Raw genomic sequence first — 17,593 nt, forward strand, 5'->3', positions numbered from 1 at the left:
GAACTGACGCACCAGCAGCAGAAGTCACACAAAAACTAACGATCAACTACTGGCGCAGGACACTAGGCGCTGTTTCTTGGATCACGTGCGGAGCCAGATCGTGAGGGCCGCGAGGGTGACGCTGCGTGCTGGCAGACCACCATTGTCGATGAACGTCTGGGGCTGATTGGTCGGCCAGCGGCGGCAGGGCGGAGCGCAGCCTGTCATGCCGCCGGGGGCGGATGGGACCGCTCGCTGTACTCGGCATCGCCGTTCGGGACCCGAGGCGGGCAAGTCGCCGTACTTCCATCCCGTTTCACGGTATATCGCATGGGGGATCTTGCCGCAAGCCCCCTATATCGGGCGAAGATGGCCCTCCGCGTCACGAGGCGCGGCAGAGTATGGGAGTGAATATGCGGGTGTTGTTGTCCACGATCGGCTCGCGCGGAGAGGTCCAGCCGGTGATCGCGCTGGCCGTGCAGCTGAAGGAATTGGGACAGGAGGCCGTGGTGTGCGCTCCTCCTGATTTCCAGGAGTGGGCCAAGTCGCTGGGGATCACCTACGTTCCGGTCGGCCCGGAATTGCACGCCACAGCCAAGCGGCCGGCAGGGGCAGTGCCCACACCCGAGCAGCGGCGACAGATGATTGAGGGCACGGTTGCGGATCAGTTCGCGGCGGTGGGTTCGGCCGCCGAGGGTTGCGAGATGATCGTGGGAGGCGGTGCTCTGGCGGTCGCCGCTCATTCGGTGGCCGAGCAGCGCGGCATCGGCTACGTGTACGCCGCGTTCGCACCGATCACGTTGCCCTCGCCGCACCACGCGCCGCCCGTGTTCGGATTGCCGGGAGAAAAGCCGGCGGACAGCCCCGTCGACAACCAGACCCTGTGGGTCCAGGACGCACAGCGCTGGAATGTCATGTGGAGCGCGGCACTCAACGCACAGCGAGAGGCTGCCGGGCTCGCCCCGGTCAGCGATGTAAGCCGTCATATCTTCACCGACACCCCATGGCTGGCCGCCGATCCGACCCTGGCACCGTGGCCCGAGCCATCGGAGCTGAACGTGTTCCAGACCGGGGCCTGGACGCTGACGGATCACCGGCCGCTCTCGCCCGAGCTGGAAAAGTTCCTCGACGTTGGCGAGCCACCGATCTACTTCGGATTCGGCAGCGTACGCGCCCCCGAAGGCATCGCCCGGAAGATGATCGCAGCCGCTCGCGCACTCGGCCGCCGCGCGATCCTCGCCCGCGGTTGGGCCGAGCTGTCTCTCGACGAAGCCGCGCCCGACTGCCTGGCAATCGGAGACGTGAACCAGCAAGCGCTGTTCCAGCGGGTCGCCGCAGTCGTGCACCATGGTGGGGCGGGCACGACCACGACGGCCGCCGCAGCCGGGGCGCCCCAGGTGATCGTCCCGCAGATGTTCGATCAGTTCTACTTCGCACGCCGCGTCGACCAGCTCGGAATCGGTATCGCCCACGCGGTCAGCGACCCGACGGCCGACTCCCTCACCGCAGCACTGGGCCGAGCCCTCGCCCCCCAGGTGGTCGAGACCGCACACACTCTGGCAGGGCGGGTGCGCACCGACGGTGCACTGACCGCAGCCTGCCGAATGATCGAGAGGCAGTAGCCCCCGCTCGCGCCCGCCTTCTCCGGCCAGCAGCACTCTCACCTCTATCATCACTGTCCGTATTCAACGGCGCGGGGCGGTCGCGCTGGGTCGGGACAACATGCTGTGGCTGACGGGTCAGGGCATGTTCCTGGTGACTCCGAAGTCTTCCGGCACCACCAAGGAACGCGTTCTGAACGCGGCCGAGGTGCCCAGCGGGAAGATCTCCGCCATCGCGTCCGGGGACGCCTCCGGCACTCTCCACGCCGGCATTTACCGCGGCCCGGGGAAAGCGGCCACGATCACCGTGGCCATCGGCAGCAGAACGCTGAACACGCAGGTCATCACGTTGGCCGGCAGCCCTGGATGGGCCGCCTTCTACGCAGATGACACCCAGGCAGGAGCCATCAGCATGCCTGCCCTCACCATCACCGTCCAAGCCGCCGACGGAACGATCCTGGCGTCGCAGCAAGCTAAGGACTACTGACCTTGAATGCGTGTTGTCGTCATTGCTGGCGTCGGAGGCCAGTGCCGGTGAGGCAGCCGTCGAGGACGTCGTGGTGGTACTGGAGCTGGCGTAGGCCGCGTCGGACAGAAGTGATCAAGTCATCGGGGTTGATGACTGCTCAAGCTGAGGTCGTCTGCCAATTCTGGTCCGCCAACAGTCGTGTACGTCAAGTGGTCGGCCTCTGGGCGAAGCCTTCTCCCTGCTGGTCACCCATGACGCCTTTCCGAGGTTTAGGAATGTATCGCTCTTCTCTTAGTGCCTCTTTGGGATTGCCGTGGTCGTTTATGGGTCGTGAGAAGGAGTTGGGCGCCTTCAACGCCGCCGTCCGGACCAGCGGAATGCGCGGCGTGCTCATGCTGGGTCCGGCGGGAGTCGGCAAGTCCCGGCTTGCTCGGGAATGCTGGGATCGGGCGGTGGACGCAGGATGGTCGGGCGCGCGCATGAAAGCGAGCGCGGCCGCCGCTTCCGTTCCTCTGGGGGCATTCGCGCATCTGCTTCCTTCCGGTGTCGACCTGTCTGACCCTCCTGCGGTGTTTCGTGCCGCGACCTCGTCCTTTCGGCCAGGCGGCGGGGGTCGGTTCCTGCTGTTGATCGATGACGTCCATCTACTCGACGCGACCTCGGCGATGCTGGTGTCCCAGCTCTTGGATGCGGCATCCGTCTTCCTCGTGGCGACGGCCGGCGACCACGTCCCGGCACCTGACGCCGTCGCCGCGATCGATCGACCAGACGGTCTTCTCCGTATCAACGTGCCGCCGCTGGACAGCACCGCCACCGAGACGGTGCTGTCGGCGGCCCTGGGCGGGGTGGTCGAAAGGCGCACCGTCATCGCCCTCCAGGAGGCCGGCGAAGGCAATCCGCTGTTCCTCCGCGAGCTGGTCATGGGCGCCGTTGAGCGGGGCGATTTGATCAGCGAGGATCATGTGTGGCGCCTGACGGGCCCGGTCGCGGCGACCGCTTGCCTCACCCAGGGGATCGCGACGCGCATGTCCGCCCTGCCGTCGGCCTGCTTGCGCCTCGTGGAGCTGCTCTCGCTCGTCGGGCCCGTCGGTGTCGGGGAGCTCGAGGCACCGGACGACGAGACGCTCGAGACCCTCGAGCGCACTGGCTTCATCCGGGTGCAGCTGGTGGACCGACGCATCATGGTCGAGCTGGCTCACCCGCTCTACGCCAAGGTCGTGCGGGGGAGGATTCCTGTCCTGCGCCAACGGCGCATCTTGAGCCGTCACATCGAACGTGTTCGGGCGTTCGGTGCTCGCCGCCAGAGCGATGTGCTCCGCATCGCTACCTGGCAGATCTCCGCAGGCCTGTCCGCCGACCCCGGCCTGCTCGTCCATGCGGCCCGCCTGGCGCGTCACGGCCACGACTGCCACCAGGTTCTGGGTTTACTCGACGCCGTCCCCGACAGCCATCAGACGACCGACACGCGCCTGTTGAGGGGGGAGGCACTCTACCAACTCGGTCGGTACGAGCAGGCCGAGAGGACATTCGCCCATGCCTATGCCGTGGCGGTCTCCGACGAGGAACGCACCGCCGTCACCATTGAACGGACCCAGAACCTTTGTTGGGGCACCTGCGATCTCGCCGAGGCACTCGCCGTCAACCTCGAGGCGCGGACGCGAACGGGCGACGTCGCGCTGCGCGCGGCGCTGGGGGTCAACGAGGGCGCGATGCGCGTCCTCGCCGGCATGCCCGACCAGGGACTCCAGCAGCTGGAGAACATCGGCGATGCGACCAATGACCGGCTCCGGTTGTACGGCCTGGGCATGAAGGTGCTTGGGCTTGCCGCGGTCGGCCGAACCGCCGAGGCGGTAGAACTGGGTCAGCGGGTCCATGAGGAGCACCTGCGGGCCAGTGAGCACATCATCGTCCAGCACCATTCGGCCGCCCTGTCGGCCCTGGCTCTCGCCCATGCCGCAGCGGGCGACCTGCAGTCGGCGCGAGCGACCGCCGAGAAAGGCCACCAAGCGGCTGTACGCGCGGGGGCGACACAGCCCGGTATCTGGCTGGCCTGGGGCCTGGCCCGCACCCATTGGCTGGCGGGCCGACCGGCGGATGCCCGGCGTTGGTATGCGGAGAGCCTGGCTCTGGCCAGGAGCGAGCCGGTACCGATCATTCTCAGACTGGCGGCGTCGGGCCTCGCCGCCGCATCCGCCGTCCTGGGGGATGAGGCCGGCGCCCGAACCGCCCTCGACGGGTTCGACAGCTATCCGAGATTCCCCTTCCTCAGCGGTGAGGACCGTCTCGGTCAAGCCTGGATCCTGGCATCACAGGGACTTGTGCAGCCTGCCCAGGAGGTACTGCTGGAGGCTGCCGATCAGGCACGAGCCATGGGATACCTCACGTCCGAGATGCTGCTCCTCACGGAGGCGGCCCGCCTCGGGGCAGCAGACCGAGTCCACGCGCGCCTTCGCGTACTGGCGGCACAGTCGGACGGACGTTTCGCCGCCGTCCGGTCGAGTTTCGCGACCGCGCTGGCCACACAGGACGCCGTCGCACTCGACCGGGTCGTCGAGGAACTACAGGAGACCGGGGCCCTTCTTCTCGCGGCCGAAGCCGCCGCGGCAGCAGCACACGCCCACGCCCGGAAGGGAGACAGCCGCAGCGCCGCCCGAGCGGCGACGGCCTCGGCCTCCCTGCGGGCCATTGCCAAGGGGCCCACAGCCCCGGCTTGGCGGGGGTTGTGGGCGCTGAACCGCTCACCGCGCGCCAGCGTGAGATCGCCCTCATGGCGTCACGCGGCGTACAGAGCCAGGAGATTGCCAAGCACCTCGTGCTGTCCGTCCGAACTGTCGACAATCACCTGCAGCGCATTTACCAGAAACTCGGCATCACGCGCCGCAGCCAACTGCCCTCAGCGCTCGCCCCCATGGCGGCCGATGCCCCCGCCGGAGGCGCCCGAGCGGATGCGGTCGGGTGGGAGCCGGTCCCTGCCCGCCAGCGGTGACATGCCGGGCGTCATCGGTGGTACCGGCTCGAGCGGTCCAGCGCTTGGACCTGGACCCTCAGCCATGGGCGTGTTGATGCGGTCGGTCCGAGACCGAGGAGAAGCCACGTTTGACCAGGCGGATTCGGCTGGGAAGGACGAGCAGTTCTCTGGGCGGCGCGGCACCACCCACTGGTGCATTACCAAGGAACGCGCCCGCCGCCCCCGATCGCGTCAAAGAGGATCCCGTCATCACATGGGCTGGTACCGCCGTCGGCCCACCGTCTGGTCGCACAGCGCCATTGGCCGAATTCCGCGGGCACAGGCGGACGGTGAACGGGTCCTCGACGATCGAGGATCTTCCGCTGAATCCCGCGGGGCACCCGATGGGCTGGGTGGCCAAGATCATCGCGGCGACCGCTGTACCGATGTCCCACGGCCGGTTCCCCACCCGGCCGGTGCGGCAGAAGTACTTCCATCGGTATGTGGAGAGCGAGGAGGGCGCCGCGCTGGTGATGGAACTGATCGACGGCCCGTCCCTGAGAACGCTGCTCTGGCAGGAGGGAGCCACCATCCCGGAAGCCGCTCTGACGGTGCTCAAGGGCTCCCTGCTCGGCTCTGTGCCGCGCACGGGGCCGGCATTGTCCACCGCGACTACAAGCCGGAGAATGTGCTGGTCACGGAGGAAGGCGTCTCAAAGCTCGTTGACTTCGGGATCGCGGCCCGCGACGGGAGCACCCCCAGCGGGGCAGGAACTCCCATGTACATGGCACCTGAGCAGTGGCCGGGAGAGGCAGCCTCCCCTGCCATGGACGTGTATGCCGCCACCGCCGCGTTCTTCGAGTGCCTGCTATGGGGACGAGTGGGAGGAGCGCGGCCTCCACGCACTGGCGCTCCGCGCCGCGGGACTGCTGGTGGGCCTGCTGGAGCCCTTCGACGGTGGGGGCGAGGAAGCGACGACGTCACTTGCCACCACCGACCTTGACGGAACGGACGGCGCCCAGGGCGTACGGCGGCCCGGTCGGCCTCGATCCGGGGGCGACGCCGGCACACGGGCCGCAGGAGCTGTGCGCCAGCCTGGGGTGGCGGCGCAGCCGATCAGCGGCCGCTGCCCGGGCGATGGACGCTGAGGTCGCCGTAGGTAGTGCGGTGCGGGTCGGTCCATGCATCATGCGGGCGCCGACTGCGAAGTGGCCTGACGGCTCGGGGAACACGGGTACGGAAAGGCCCAGGCGGCCGCCGGGCCCGCGGCGATCAGGCCGACGCAGGCCACCGATCCCGGCAACGCCAGCCACCACCGGGCCCGCCTCGCCGGCCTGCCCGTACCTCGTCGTAGAAGAGGAAATACGGCGAACGGCAACGCGAAGGCAGCGCCTGCCAGTACCGGCAGGGCGCGGGGTACGCGCTGCCGCATCGATCCCGGGTCGCAATCGTGTGCAACCGGAGTCGCATCCGACGCATGCCGCCTGTACAACCGGAGTCGCATCCAAAGCTCGGCCTTCGGGGACAGCCGCGTCGAGGACCTTGGTTCAGGTGATGTATGGCCTAAACCTGCCGCGCTGTCGGGGGTGGGTTGTTCTGACCCGGGAGGTTGTGGACGGGTGAGGCAGGTCTCGCCTGAGGGATCTTGAACGGATGAGGGCCTCCCGGGCTTCACCCGGATTGCTGCGACAACCCGGCGGTGAAGGTCCCTCACCTCGGTCGATTCCATGGCGCCTCGTGGCGCACCCACCCGCTACGAGAAACGCGCCTACATCTACCTCGGCACCGTCACCCTCGCGGCCCTCACGATCTGGCTCCGCAGGTGACCGAGAAACAGTGCCTAGTCCTCCAGAGCTACTGCTCGGGTTGGCTCTCCAGTGTGATTCTTTCCGGTCTCGGTTTTTCTACGTTGGCTTCCGCGGCCGTCGCAGAGTTGCGCGGCCACCGAGAAAGAGGTGATGGAAATGTTCCTGCGCAGTCGTGGAGCCGTTGCCGTCCTGCTTGCCGGCGCTGTCGCCGCGGGCGTGACCACCCTGGCCGCTTGCAGTTCTGAGGATTCGGCTCCTGTGTCCTCCTCCTCGTCCTCTCACGCTGCCGCTTCGGAAGACCGAAAGGGCGGCCTCGCGCTTCCTGCCCCGACCGGTGAGTACGCGGTGGGCCGCAACTCGCTGCACCTCGTCGACCAGGACCGCCGTGACCCGTGGGCGCCGAAGGCCGGCGACAGGGAGCTGATGGTGTCGATCTACTACCCGGCGCAGAAGGGAACCGGCAAGCCCGCCCCGTACATGAGCACCGAGGGCGCCAAAGCCTTCCTGAAGCAGATGAAGGTGGAGCTCCCTGCCAAGGTGCTCAGCGGCACCCGCACCCACACATACGCCGACGCGAAGCCCGAATTGGGGAAGTTCCCGCTGGTCGTCTTCTCGCCCGGCTTCAAGACGCCGGGCGCCACCCTCACCAGCCTGGCCGAGGACCTGACCAGCCGGGGCTCCGTCGTCGCGGTCGTGGACCATGCCTATGAGGCTGCGGGCGTCGACTTCCCCGGCACGGGCATCCTGCCTTGCACGGCCTGCGGGAAGGTCGGTCCCACCAGCTTCCAGCCCGCAGCCGAGGGCCGAGCCAAGGACCTCTCCTTCACGCTGGACCAGCTGCTCGGGAGCACGTCGCCCTGGCAGCACGCCGACATGATCGACAAGAACAAGGTCGGGATGGCCGGGCACTCCCTGGGCGGCGCCAGCACCGCCGCCACCATGGCCCAGGACCCGCGCGTGAGGGCTGGGGTGAACCTGGACGGCCCGTTCATCGACTCCGGCAGCAAGTCCAGCCTCTCCGGGCGGTCCTTCCTGATGCTGGGCACCAAGGCCGACCACAGCCCCGGCAGCGAGGACAAGACGTGGGGCACGGCGTGGAATAAGCTGGAGGGCTGGAAGCGCTGGGCCACGGTCACCGGAGCCGACCACTTTGCCTTCACTGACCTGGCCCCGCTCGCCGGGCAATTGGGCGAGGACGACCCGAAGGGCCTGCCCGGCAAGCGGGCTGCGGAGATCACCCGTGACTACGTGGGCGCCTTCTTCGACCAGCAACTGCGTGGCAAGGACGAGCCGCTGCTCAACGGCCCGAGCAAGGCCAACCCCGAGGTCACTTTCCAGCACACCTCCACCCGGGACGCCAAGGACAACTCAGGCACCTCATCCCGACCCTGACCGCGGCTGCCGCCCGCGGCGGAGCAGTCTCGGTCCATCGGATACGCGTGGACGGTCGTGCGCGTGTTGGGGTGCCCGACCGTTCAGCACCTAACACCACCTCTTCGCCGACCGTCGCCCCTGGCAGCGTGGGTGCATCGACGGCCTGCTGTGTGAGGTCGCCGACGACGAGGTGGCGGGCTTCCTTGAAGAGCGTTTTGTCCTGGCGAGGGCGTTTGGTAAGTCGCGGCAGGTCGGGGGTTAGTGGCTGTGCGCGTGAGCGTGTGAGGATGCGCTTGGATTGCGATGTGTGTGGCGGGGCGATGTGACGATGGCGGGCCCTCGACTGCGTGGCAGGAGGAAATCTGGTCCTGCCCTTGGTGCTACGCCGCCACGCATGTGGGTGGTGAGTGGTTCGAGATCGCACAACCGCCGTACCTGCCGATGGAGACGCGCTGGGAGAGGGCCTTTGCGGACGGCCTTCCTGCCGACATCTCCCACGCCTTCGGAGTCTTCGACAGGACCTGTGCGGGATCTAGATGGCCGACATGGCGCCGTCTGACCACTGGTGGTTGCCGGAGCGGGAGCATACCTGCAGCGCCTGCCGTGAAACGGCGGTGGTCATCGATGAGCGCTGGCCGCAGGCGATGCGGGGCGAAGGTGCCCGGGTGAGCGTGGCTCGACCGGCACCCGGATAGGCGGCGGCGCCCGAGTTCTGCCTGCCTTCACCCGAGCCGGAAGAGCTCGCCGTAACGTGGATGTGGCAGCTCGGTGCCCTGGCAAGGCCGGACGAAAGCGTGATGGAGGGGCCTGCACGTGATCGACACCGGCGGCATCGACGTCTTCCTCGGCCTGGACGTCGGCAAGGGCGAACACCATGCCACCGCCGTCACGCCGGCCGGGAAGAAAGTCTTCGACATGCGCCTGCCCGACACTGAGCCGAAGCTCCGCGAGCTGTTCGCGAAATTCCGGGCCCAAGCACGGAACGGTGCTGGTCGTGGTGGACCAGCCGGCCTCGATCGGGGCACTGCCACCGCTGGCGGTCGCGAGGCTGGGCCTGTCAGCCGGGCCTGACGAGGCGGCGGATCGCCGACCTCTACCCGGGTGAGGCCAAGACCGGCACGAAGAACGCGTTCATCATCGCCGACGCCACCCGGGCAATGCCTCACACGCTGCGGACCATCGACGGGAAAGACGAGACGATCGCCGAGCTGGAGATGATCGTCGGGTTCGACGACGACCTGGCCGGCGAAGCAACCAGGGTCGCCAACCGGCTCCGCAGCCCACAGATCCATCCGTTGCTGGAACGAGTGCTGGGGCCGCGGTTGCAACACCCGGCCGTCCTGGCCCTGCTGGAGCGGTTCGGGTCCCCGGCCCAGATCCGCACAGTCGGTCGGCGGCGACTGGTCACCCTGTTACGGCCGAAGGCGCCGAGGATGGCCGAGCGGCTGATCGAGGAGATCTTCGCCGCTCTGGACGAGCAGACCGTCACCGTTCCGGGGACCGAGGCGGCCACGCTGATCGTCCCCAGCCTCGCCGACTCCCTCACCGTCGTGCTCGACCAGCGCAAGCTCCTCGCCGGGCGGATCGAGGAACTCCTGGAGGCCCACCCTCTTTCCAACGTCATGACCGGGAGTCGGCGTCAGGACCGGAGCCCGCATCGTGATCGAGGTTGGCGACGGCAGCACCTTTCCGACCGCCGGCCGCCTCGCCGCATATGCCGGTCTCGCCCCGGCGGCTCGCAGTTCCGGGTCGCCGATCCTCGGCGAACAGCCCTCCATGAGAGGAAACAAGGAGCTCAAACGGGCCTTCTTCCTCTCCGCGTTCGCCGCCCTGGACGACCGGCCTTGCGGGCCTACGACAAGAAGATCGCCCAGGGAAAGCACCACACCCTGGCCCTGCTCTGCCTCGCCAGGCGCCGGGCCGACGTCCTGTTCACCATGCTCCGCGACGGAACCTTCTACGATCCTCAGCCTGTCCGGGCCGTCGCTCGGCAGACCTAGACCATGGTCAGCAGGCGATCCGTGGGGCCGTAGTCGATCTTCCAGTCGGCATAGACCCCAGCGAACCCGTCCTTGGTGCACTGCAGGCCAATGGTCACCCAGCGGACCGATCCGTCGTCCGCGAGCGAGAACGCGACCGCGGCCTCGAACTCCTCACTCCCGCACGGGCAGCCGGCAGCACCAGGCTCGTCGTCCTCCCAGGACTCCTCGTTCCAGTACTCCTCGCTGTCCGCGATGAACGCACGACTGCCGCAGCCAGAGCACTCGCGTTCCGCTCCGGACGCGTTGACCAGCACGAAGAAGGCGCGACCGCCGCACCCCTGGCAGACGGAAGAAGCGATCTTTACCGGGCGGCCCGTCGACAACGCCCCGGAGGAACACCTCGAGCTCCACAGGGACACCCTCGCCAACCTGATCACCGGCATGCACGGACACATCGTTCCAGACGTCCCGAACGACCACCCGACCAGCTTGACCAAAGGCATAGGGGCACCCCCGTCACGCGAAAGACCGTTGCAGCCCCAACTTGCGGGCGTGGGTGATGTCCGCGCAGCTCGCGGGCTCAGCCGGGCTGCAGTACAGCAGGCGGCCGTCCGCGTACGTGAGGACCATGGACTTCACGGCGTTCTGTTTGTTCTTGCCCGAGATGAACTTGTCCCGGTCCTTGCGTCCGGCGGCCGGGCGACGGACGCGGATCTCGGTGCCGTCGATGATTCCGCTCTTCTCGTTCTTGCCGAGGTGGTCGACCACCTCGGCAAGTGTGCGGAGCCGAATGCCGGGCGCGATGGTGCAGCCCTGCTGGGCCAGCAGCGGCCGTACTTCACCGATCGCACGCGTGGTGGTGGAACGGTCCACGTCGAACCAGCAGGCCAGCACGTCATGGGTGGCGCCGTGGCGGAGGCGAACCAGCGTGGCCAGGAGCCGGTCGACAAAGACGAGCTTGTGTTTGGCAGCGGCGCGCAGGCCAAGGTCGACATAGTCCGCGACTGGGGCGGCGGGCTGGTCGCCTCCGCCGACGGCGTGCGGTTCACCGTGCAGTGCAGACGCTCGACGCTGGCCGCAGCCCCGCTACTTCGGGCTGCGCAAGGAGGGCGCCATCTGGCTCAACGTCGTCAACGGTCAGGTCATGGGGCTAGGCGGCGTCATGGTGCGCGGCACCCTGAGCGACTCGCTGTTCATCCTCGATGCCCTGCTGTCCCGGGACGGGCGCCCGACCGGGCTGGGCGACGCCTTCGCCCACTGCGGCCGCATTGCAGTTCATCTCCGACGATGGCTACTGCCGCGCAGCGGCCCAGGCATGAGCATGTAAGATTCAAGATCGCCGAAGTTCGGTCCGGCACCCCGCACACCGACGCTTGTCCCCTGCTCCGACGTGTGCGGACTTGGCTACGTTCGGTCCGGTCCGATCGCCCGCGACCGGTGAGCACAGGGTGCCCCGCACACCGGCGGTGTGCGGGGCAGGCGGCGATTCTGCGATTTCCGTGCTTGCGGCTCAGTACTCCACGATGCGGACCGACTCCACGCCGAAGGCGCAGGAACTCGTCCACTTGGTGACGGTTCCGTCGGTCCAGCCACCGGAACTCACCGAGTAGAGCGGGCTCCAGGCACACTCGGCTCGGACCACCCACCGTCCGGAGCCGGTACACGTCCCCCATCCCTGGTTGCCGGAGATTCCGGTGACGCAGTTCATGTGATAGACGGGAGTGGTGGCAGCCTGGGCCGCCGGCGCGGCGAGAAGTGTTGCACCGGCTGCCACGACCAGCGAGCCGAGGAGGGAGGTCCTGTTCACCAGGGTTGATCTCTTACGCATGGCATGTCCTTTCGTTCGAGTGGAAAACTTGGGAGAAGGCCCCAGGGGCGAAGTCAGACTCGTTTCAGGGCGCAGTGGTGACGACGATCACGCCTTCTAGGCGCGCGGTCACCGTAGTGGAGCCGTAGCCCAGGACTTCTGCTCCGTTTCCGTCGTCCTCCCCGAGGACATACGTGGGGGCGGCGACCGCCGATTGTGTGTAGAGGTCGGAATCGGTCCACGGGTCATGAAAAGTGACGCTCTCCCGACCGTCCCCCGACCCTCTCGCGCCCACAATGGTCACGGCATGGCCGCCGACACGATCCCCGTCGTTGTCGTACTTCCCAATGGACGCTATGAGGAAGTCGCTGCCATTGCGGGTGAGCTCCACAAGGCGCCGGCTGACCGGCTCGACATCATCCAACTCCTCCCAGTCGGCGCCCAGGTCATCCTCGTATCCCTTTTCTTCAATCAGGTCCTCAATGGCGGACACCGTGTCGCTGCGCCCGGTTCCCGAGGACGGGTCGGTCTCCGCCAGCCGGCCGAGTCGGCCGAGCTTCGCCGTCACTTCGTTGTAGTTCCGGGGCGTGTTGGACATCGGATCGAAGTTGCCCGTCAGAAGGTTGGGGTAGCCGCGCTTGTCCAGCCAGAACAGCACGTTCAATGTGGACGTGGGCAGGCAGTACATGTTCCCGTTGTTCGGCAGGCCTGCGCGGCGCTGGTCGATGTCCGGTACCTGGCAGGCCCGGTAGGACCAGGTGCTGCTGGTGATGGACACCGTGTTGGTGGTGCACCCAAGTTCCGTGGTGGCGGCTGCGGCGGACGCCGTGGTGATCGGCCCAACGAGCCAAGTGCCGGCTATGGCTGTGAGCACGAAGACACTTTTCCTTGAGTACGCTAAGAAGCGCACGGTAACTCCCCCTAGCGGTCGTGTTTCGAGGGCCATGTTTCGCCAATGGCGCCCGGAGTCAATGGTGTTGGCTGGTCCTTCCCTGGGCATGAGTAGCTGCTACTCGTCTGGGCGGGGTCTGGCCGGGACAGGCGCAGTGATTACCCGCGGGCCGGGCGGTGTCGCGTCATGTTTCGGTAGTACCGTCGGACGCGGTCCGTCCCCGGGGCGCAAAAGGGGCTGAGCAGGGGCGCCTTGGGATCAGACGGGAGCGTTTCGGCGAAAGCCTGGTCTTGAACAGGCCGATCGTGGACTCCATGAGGGCACTGTCGTAGGCGTCGCCGACGGATCCGATCGACGCGGCGATACCTGCCCGGCCGAGGTGCTCGGCGAGCGCGAACGACGTGTACTGCGAGCCGGCATCGGAGTGATGTATCAACTCGCCTTTATGGTAGGGGCGTTGGTCTCGGTCGCGCTGCCACAAGGCCATCTCGAGGGCGTCCAGGACGAGCCGCGTCTCCTTCGATGTGGCTGCTGACCAGCCGACGATGCGGCGGGAGAAGGTGTCCACGACGAAGGCGACGTAGACGACGCCAGCGAACGTGGTGACGTGGGTGAAGTCGGCGACCCAGCAGCGGTTCGGGGCGGGGGCGACGAAGTCCGCGGTCCACGAGGTCCGGGGCCCGTTCGGCGCTCGCGTCGGGGATGGTGGTGATCACCTTTTTCCCGCGGACCGCCCCGGTGATGCCGAGTTCACGCATGAGGCGCTCGACGGTGCAGCGGGCCACGGTCTGGCCGTGGCGGTTGAGGTGCCTCCAGATCTTCCGGGCGCCGTAGACACGGTAGTTGGCCTCGTACGCCTGTGTGATCAGGGTCTTCAGTTCGGCGTCGCGGACGGTGCGGGCAGCGGGTGCGGCCTGGCATTTGTGGTGGGCGAAGTAGGTGGACGGGGCGATCTTGCAGTCGTGGTCGGTGAGGACCCGGCAGATCGGCTCGACGCCGCCGAAGCGGTCCTTGTGCTCGTCGATGAACGCTACGAGCGTGTGTGTGGCCGGTCGAGCTCGGCCGCGAAGAAAGACGCTGCGGCCTTGAGGATGTCGTTGGCCCGTTTGAGCTCGGCGTTCTCCTTCTTCAGTCGCTTCAGCTCGGCCGACTCCTCGCTCGTTGTGCCGGGACGGGTTCCGGCGTCGATCTGGTCCTGCCGCACCCACTTGCGCAGCGTTTCGGTCGTGCCGATGCCCAGCTTCTGGGCGACCGCTTTCATCGCGGCCCACTTGGTGTCGTACTCCGGTCGCACCTCGGCGACCATACGCACCGCACGACGGCGCAGCTCGAGCGGGTACTGGGAAGGACGTGCCATAACTCGATCCTCTCAAACGATCGAGTCCCTACCGAACCCGGAACGGTTCACGGCGCTGGCCCGGCGTAACTGCGGATGACAGCGCGGACGTGCTTGCTCGCCAGTTAGGCACAACAGCACGCGATGGAAGACGTACCGTGCCAAAATCCAGCCGAGCAGGTCGGACGGCAGGGGGTTGGGACTGTGGCTTGGAGTGACATATGTCGAGGCGACGATCATCGCGGCCATCACGGGCGGAGTCGTCTCCGAGTGATCGCCGGGTCGCCGCGTGGGAGGCGGTTCCTCACAGAGCAAGTCGTAGGTGGGCGTGAGAAGACTTGCGGCACGCTCGTAACCGTGCTGTCGGTGGCGGTAACAACAGGCAGGCGGCGCCAGTACCTGCTGCCTCGATATCTCCGAGTCCTGGGGTGTTGACCGTCCAGGCTGGCGGCCCACGATCGGCGGCCACCGGCGGGCACGTAAACGGGGCTGTCGTGACCGGCGACCACAACGTCACGCACTTGCACCCGCCGTCCACCGCGCCGACAGCGTTGGCTGTCCTCTTAGCTCTAGTGGTTATCGGCGGCCTCATTGCCTGGTACTCAGGCGACGACGATTCCGACATGCCGCCTCTCGCCGCCACGGTGGAGTACACGCCGTCCGAGGACGATTGCGACGGCTGGACGTTCCCTGGCAAGAAACCGGAAGACATTCCCGTACCTCCGGGGAAGCCGACGGCCGAGTGGGCTCACCAGCACGGCGGTATCGATGACAGCATCACGCGACTTAGATTAGTCGTCCAGGGAATGAACAGTCATGACGTCGTGCTGCACAATCTGCGCGTGGTCGAGCAGCGTAAGGCGCCGCTCCCGCCGGCTGGCACCGACGTCGCGCTCGCCCTCGGTTGTGGTGGCGATCTCCCTGAGCGCAATTATCGAGTCATGCTGGGCAGCGACAGCCCGGACTTCGAGGTCGTGACCCGCAAGGACGGCAGGCTATCTGTGATCCAGAAGCCCTTCGGGTACAAGGTTTCGGCCACTGATCCGGAAATCTTCGCCATCGAGGCTAACGCCGCTGTCGATGACGATTTCACCCAATGCGATTGTCTTATCACCTGGAAGTTGGCTCTCGATTGGGCGCATAAGGGTAAGCAGGGAACACTCATTGTCGACGACAAGGGCGCCCCGTTTCAGACCAAATCCACTGAACTCAATTCCCCGTACCCCAGTGTTGTCAAGAGGGATGGGTCTTGGAAATGATGAGTTCTGTGGCATTCGTGGGCCGGACTTGGGTTCGGCGCGCACGCGCAGCGGCCCTGACGCTGCGGAGGAGTGGAATAGTCGAGCCCACTTCGCTTCGGTAAGAGACGGTGGCGCGCGTGGTAGCCGATGATGGCTGACATGACACAACAGCGGAGAGTGCTGGCCCGGGTTGGAGCCGTCGTCGCGGCTTTGCTGGCGGGAGGGCTTCTCGGGCTGGTCGTGGCGCGAGACCTCGATACCGCCGATCAAGTCGCAAGCGTGCTAGGGGCAATGGCCGGTCTGGCAGGTCTGGGGGTGTCGATCTATGCCCTCAAGCGGCCGGCCCCGCAGTCAGCGGCAGGGTCGGTCACGGTCAGCGGGGCTCGAGCGGTCGGTGTCGCCGGGAGCATCACCGGCAATGTCTCTACCGGCGACCACAACACCACAGCTCGAGAAACCAGCCGCCGGCGAACGAGGAGGGTGCCCCAGCCGCCCCAGTCGACTGGGCCGGGCGGAACCGTCCAAGCCACAGGTGAGCGATCCGTCGCCACGGGTGGGAATGTCGCCGGCGGTGTCTCCACCGGGGACGGCAACGCTGGTCCTGACGGTCCTTGATCGGCGGTAGCCGCAGAACCTCACTGAAGCGACCATCAGTCGCGCACTGGCGGCCCCATTGACCTATGTGGGTTGCCTCCCATAACCCAACGGGTCGCCACGTATGGTTATTCTGTGACGCTTCCCAGCGCCCTGGGTGGGCCACCAGCGGGTCGTCCCCGCCTGCGCGGGGGTAGTCCCCCGAACGGCCCCAAGGGCGACCGGGGCACCGCGTCGTCCCCGCCCGTGCGGGGGTAGTACTGGGTTCAGGCAGGACGGCCCCGGTCGGCGCGAGTCGTCCCCGCCCGCCGGCGCGGGCGTAGTCCTTGCCTGTGCAACCCTCAGAAGCCCGGTTTGGTCTCCCGCGCTCGCGAAGAAGGCCACCCGGGGCCCGGCACGCTGCTCGGCCGCGCCCGGGGCTGAGACCCCTGCCGCCCAGTTCTGCCAACCGTCCCTGGCAGGCCGGGGCTTTTCGCGTTGGCGTAAACGGGGACGGGTACATTCGTATGCATGGGCGTGGGGGCATGGGTATCGCTGATCGCTACTGTCATCGTCTTGATTTCCGGCGCGGGGCTCATCTCTTACAGCAAATGGGGGCCAAGCCCGGAGCCGGGCCGACAGCACGACCACGGGCCAGACAACACCAGCGGAGGCGGCGGAGGCGGCTGAGCCCCTCTCGCCGGGTCGACCAGCCACGCCATGGAACCGTGACCACACCTTGCCGCGTTTCGATTCCACCAAAACCGCGGGTCAGATGGGTTGCTCTGGCTGTCTGTAGCCGGATTCGCCGCTGATCAGGCACGACAGGCGGGTCTCGATCAGCGCCCGGGCAGTGCCCCGCCCGGGAGGCCGTTGACTCTCTGTGATGTATACGTGGTATTGTTTTCTCTTTGGTCGGTGGTGGCAGCCGATCACCAACCGGATTCACACCCACCCACCGCCGGGCCTCCAGCCCGACGGCCTTGGCGCGGGAGAGACGACATGGCTGAAGCATCCGGCGGTGAAGACGACCGCTGCGGCTGGCTCCTTGAGGCCCACGACGAGGACGGGCCTACCACCCGTGAGTGCGGAGCAGCCCTGCACTTCACCGAGACCGGATACCACTGCGACCGCGGGCACTCTCACACCTACACGGAAGTACGCCACGCCCAGGGATGGGACTACGCCCACGACGAGATCGAGGCCTCGCGCCTCGGACAGGCGGGCGTCATCGGCGTCCGTATGGACGGTCACCCGTTCTGACACCACTCCTCCTGGGGGCGCGAGGCCGACCGGCCGCGACCCGGCCGCCGCGGCGGCACCATACCCCGGCGACAAGACGGACGCCGCTGCTGACCCTGGACAAGGCGCTGGACGCTGCGGAACACCCGGGTGTCCGGCTGTGCTCTCTGTGTGGCGGCCGTCGAACTCGATCCCGTACTCCGGGGGTTTCGACCGCGGCCTCACCGACGGCGAGTAGGCGCGCCTTCGGACGGCCGTACGGCAAACCGCGCTCATGTACGGGTACAGATGGGGGTTGGTGCTCCTATTGGCAGTCAAGCGGTGTGGTGTGCCTGAACGTCC

General features: G+C 67.2%; 14 protein-coding genes and 5 pseudogenes. 10 read left to right on the top strand and 9 right to left on the bottom strand.

The genetic code is table 11. The features are described 5' to 3' along the window. The first annotated feature begins 392 nt into the window (after positions 1-392). The 3 genes and pseudogenes from IE198_RS31030 to IE198_RS36810 all read left to right on the top strand — a co-directional run. Positions 393-1,601, top strand: coding sequence for a glycosyltransferase (locus IE198_RS31030; protein WP_189892763.1), 1,209 nt, complete (start codon positions 393-395; stop codon positions 1,599-1,601). Positions 1,602-1,701: 100 nt separating this feature from the next. After that, positions 1,702-2,067: a hypothetical protein gene (locus tag IE198_RS31035; RefSeq protein WP_189892662.1), complete on the top strand. Its 366-nt coding sequence runs from the start codon at positions 1,702-1,704 to the stop codon at positions 2,065-2,067. A 305-nt stretch (positions 2,068-2,372) separates the two neighbouring features. Beyond that, positions 2,373-2,732 (top strand): annotated as a pseudogene (locus IE198_RS36810) (ATP-binding protein); the annotation flags it as partial. Here IE198_RS36810 and IE198_RS31040 read toward each other — a convergent pair. Further along, positions 2,694-3,425, bottom strand: a complete 732-nt coding sequence (locus IE198_RS31040; RefSeq protein ID WP_189892664.1) for a hypothetical protein — start codon at positions 3,423-3,425, stop codon at positions 2,694-2,696. The pseudogene IE198_RS36810 and the gene IE198_RS31040 sit on opposite strands and share 39 nt — an antisense overlap. A gap of 48 nt (positions 3,426-3,473) precedes the next feature. After that, entirely contained in the window at positions 3,474-3,968 is a 495-nt protein-coding gene (locus tag IE198_RS31045) for a hypothetical protein (RefSeq protein ID WP_189892667.1), read from the bottom strand. Between the two features lie 848 nt (positions 3,969-4,816). Here IE198_RS31045 and IE198_RS36815 point away from each other — a divergent pair. The 4 genes and pseudogenes from IE198_RS36815 to IE198_RS36215 all read left to right on the top strand — a co-directional run bounded on the left by IE198_RS36815 (position 4,817) and on the right by IE198_RS36215 (position 10,178). Next, the gene (locus IE198_RS36815; protein ID WP_373300037.1) at positions 4,817-5,035 is read left to right on the top strand and encodes a response regulator transcription factor; all 219 of its coding nucleotides are present in this window, start codon (positions 4,817-4,819) and stop codon (positions 5,033-5,035) included. A gap of 455 nt (positions 5,036-5,490) precedes the next feature. Continuing rightward, a pseudogene (locus IE198_RS35775) lies at positions 5,491-5,864 on the top strand (protein kinase domain-containing protein); the annotation flags it as partial. A 1,285-nt stretch (positions 5,865-7,149) separates the two neighbouring features. Continuing rightward, positions 7,150-8,196: an alpha/beta hydrolase family protein gene (locus tag IE198_RS31060; protein ID WP_229834563.1), complete on the top strand. Its 1,047-nt coding sequence runs from the start codon at positions 7,150-7,152 to the stop codon at positions 8,194-8,196. A gap of 795 nt (positions 8,197-8,991) precedes the next feature. Beyond that, a pseudogene (locus tag IE198_RS36215) lies at positions 8,992-10,178 on the top strand (IS110 family RNA-guided transposase). Here IE198_RS36215 and IE198_RS31070 read toward each other — a convergent pair. Next, positions 10,175-10,474, bottom strand: a complete 300-nt coding sequence (locus tag IE198_RS31070) for a hypothetical protein (RefSeq protein WP_229834566.1) — start codon at positions 10,472-10,474, stop codon at positions 10,175-10,177. The pseudogene IE198_RS36215 and the gene IE198_RS31070 overlap by 4 nt on opposite strands. A gap of 202 nt (positions 10,475-10,676) precedes the next feature. Continuing rightward, on the bottom strand, positions 10,677-11,216 hold the full coding sequence (locus IE198_RS31075) for a transposase family protein (protein ID WP_308426889.1): 540 nt from the start codon (positions 11,214-11,216) through the stop codon (positions 10,677-10,679). Positions 11,217-11,304: 88 nt separating this feature from the next. Here IE198_RS31075 and IE198_RS31080 point away from each other — a divergent pair, with 88 nt between their 5' ends. Beyond that, entirely contained in the window at positions 11,305-11,487 is a 183-nt protein-coding gene (locus tag IE198_RS31080; RefSeq protein WP_308426886.1) for a hypothetical protein, read from the top strand. A 183-nt stretch (positions 11,488-11,670) separates the two neighbouring features. Here the strand turns inward: IE198_RS31080 and IE198_RS31085 are convergent, their stop codons facing one another. From IE198_RS31085 to IE198_RS31100, 5 genes and pseudogenes are all read right to left on the bottom strand, one after another. Beyond that, positions 11,671-11,988, bottom strand: coding sequence for a hypothetical protein (locus IE198_RS31085; protein ID WP_229834568.1), 318 nt, complete (start codon positions 11,986-11,988; stop codon positions 11,671-11,673). 64 nt (positions 11,989-12,052) lie between these two features. Then, positions 12,053-12,841, bottom strand: a complete 789-nt coding sequence (locus IE198_RS31090) for a hypothetical protein (protein WP_189892672.1) — start codon at positions 12,839-12,841, stop codon at positions 12,053-12,055. A gap of 202 nt (positions 12,842-13,043) precedes the next feature. Then, positions 13,044-13,493 (bottom strand): annotated as a pseudogene (locus IE198_RS31095) (DDE-type integrase/transposase/recombinase); the annotation flags it as partial. A 94-nt stretch (positions 13,494-13,587) separates the two neighbouring features. Further along, positions 13,588-13,884, bottom strand: a pseudogene (locus IE198_RS36820) (IS3 family transposase); the annotation flags it as partial. A 5-nt stretch (positions 13,885-13,889) separates the two neighbouring features. Then, positions 13,890-14,216 (bottom strand): transposase, encoded by a 327-nt coding sequence (locus tag IE198_RS31100; RefSeq protein ID WP_189892673.1) that lies wholly within the window; start codon positions 14,214-14,216, stop codon positions 13,890-13,892. Positions 14,217-14,689: 473 nt separating this feature from the next. Here IE198_RS31100 and IE198_RS31105 point away from each other — a divergent pair, with 473 nt between their 5' ends. Both IE198_RS31105 and IE198_RS31110 read left to right on the top strand, forming a co-directional pair. After that, positions 14,690-15,454: a hypothetical protein gene (locus IE198_RS31105; protein WP_189892675.1), complete on the top strand. Its 765-nt coding sequence runs from the start codon at positions 14,690-14,692 to the stop codon at positions 15,452-15,454. A gap of 1,557 nt (positions 15,455-17,011) precedes the next feature. Continuing rightward, positions 17,012-17,272 (top strand): hypothetical protein, encoded by a 261-nt coding sequence (locus IE198_RS31110; protein ID WP_189892677.1) that lies wholly within the window; start codon positions 17,012-17,014, stop codon positions 17,270-17,272. The last annotated feature ends 321 nt before the right edge of the window (positions 17,273-17,593 follow it).

It is taken from the genome of Streptomyces xantholiticus, assembly GCF_014651015.1.
In the GTDB taxonomy this organism is placed as follows: Bacteria; Actinomycetota; Actinomycetes; order Streptomycetales; family Streptomycetaceae; genus Streptomyces; species Streptomyces xantholiticus.

Bases quoted from the DNA above. Each gene is read 5' to 3' on its own strand.
- IE198_RS31085 (WP_229834568.1), bottom strand. From the start codon at position 11,988: ATGCGTAAGAGATCAACCCTGGTGAACAGGACCTCCCTCCTCGGCTCG.
- IE198_RS31045 (WP_189892667.1), bottom strand. From the start codon at position 3,968: ATGGTGCTGGACGATGATGTGCTCACTGGCCCGCAGGTGCTCCTCATG.
- IE198_RS31110 (WP_189892677.1), top strand. From the start codon at position 17,012: ATGGCTGAAGCATCCGGCGGTGAAGACGACCGCTGCGGCTGGCTCCTT.
- IE198_RS31035 (WP_189892662.1), top strand. From the start codon at position 1,702: ATGCTGTGGCTGACGGGTCAGGGCATGTTCCTGGTGACTCCGAAGTCT.
- IE198_RS31080 (WP_308426886.1), top strand. From the start codon at position 11,305: ATGGGGCTAGGCGGCGTCATGGTGCGCGGCACCCTGAGCGACTCGCTG.
- IE198_RS31100 (WP_189892673.1), bottom strand. From the start codon at position 14,216: ATGGCACGTCCTTCCCAGTACCCGCTCGAGCTGCGCCGTCGTGCGGTG.
- IE198_RS31040 (WP_189892664.1), bottom strand. From the start codon at position 3,425: ATGGACGAGCAGGCCGGGGTCGGCGGACAGGCCTGCGGAGATCTGCCA.
- IE198_RS31030 (WP_189892763.1), top strand. From the start codon at position 393: ATGCGGGTGTTGTTGTCCACGATCGGCTCGCGCGGAGAGGTCCAGCCG.
- IE198_RS36815 (WP_373300037.1), top strand. From the start codon at position 4,817: ATGGCGTCACGCGGCGTACAGAGCCAGGAGATTGCCAAGCACCTCGTG.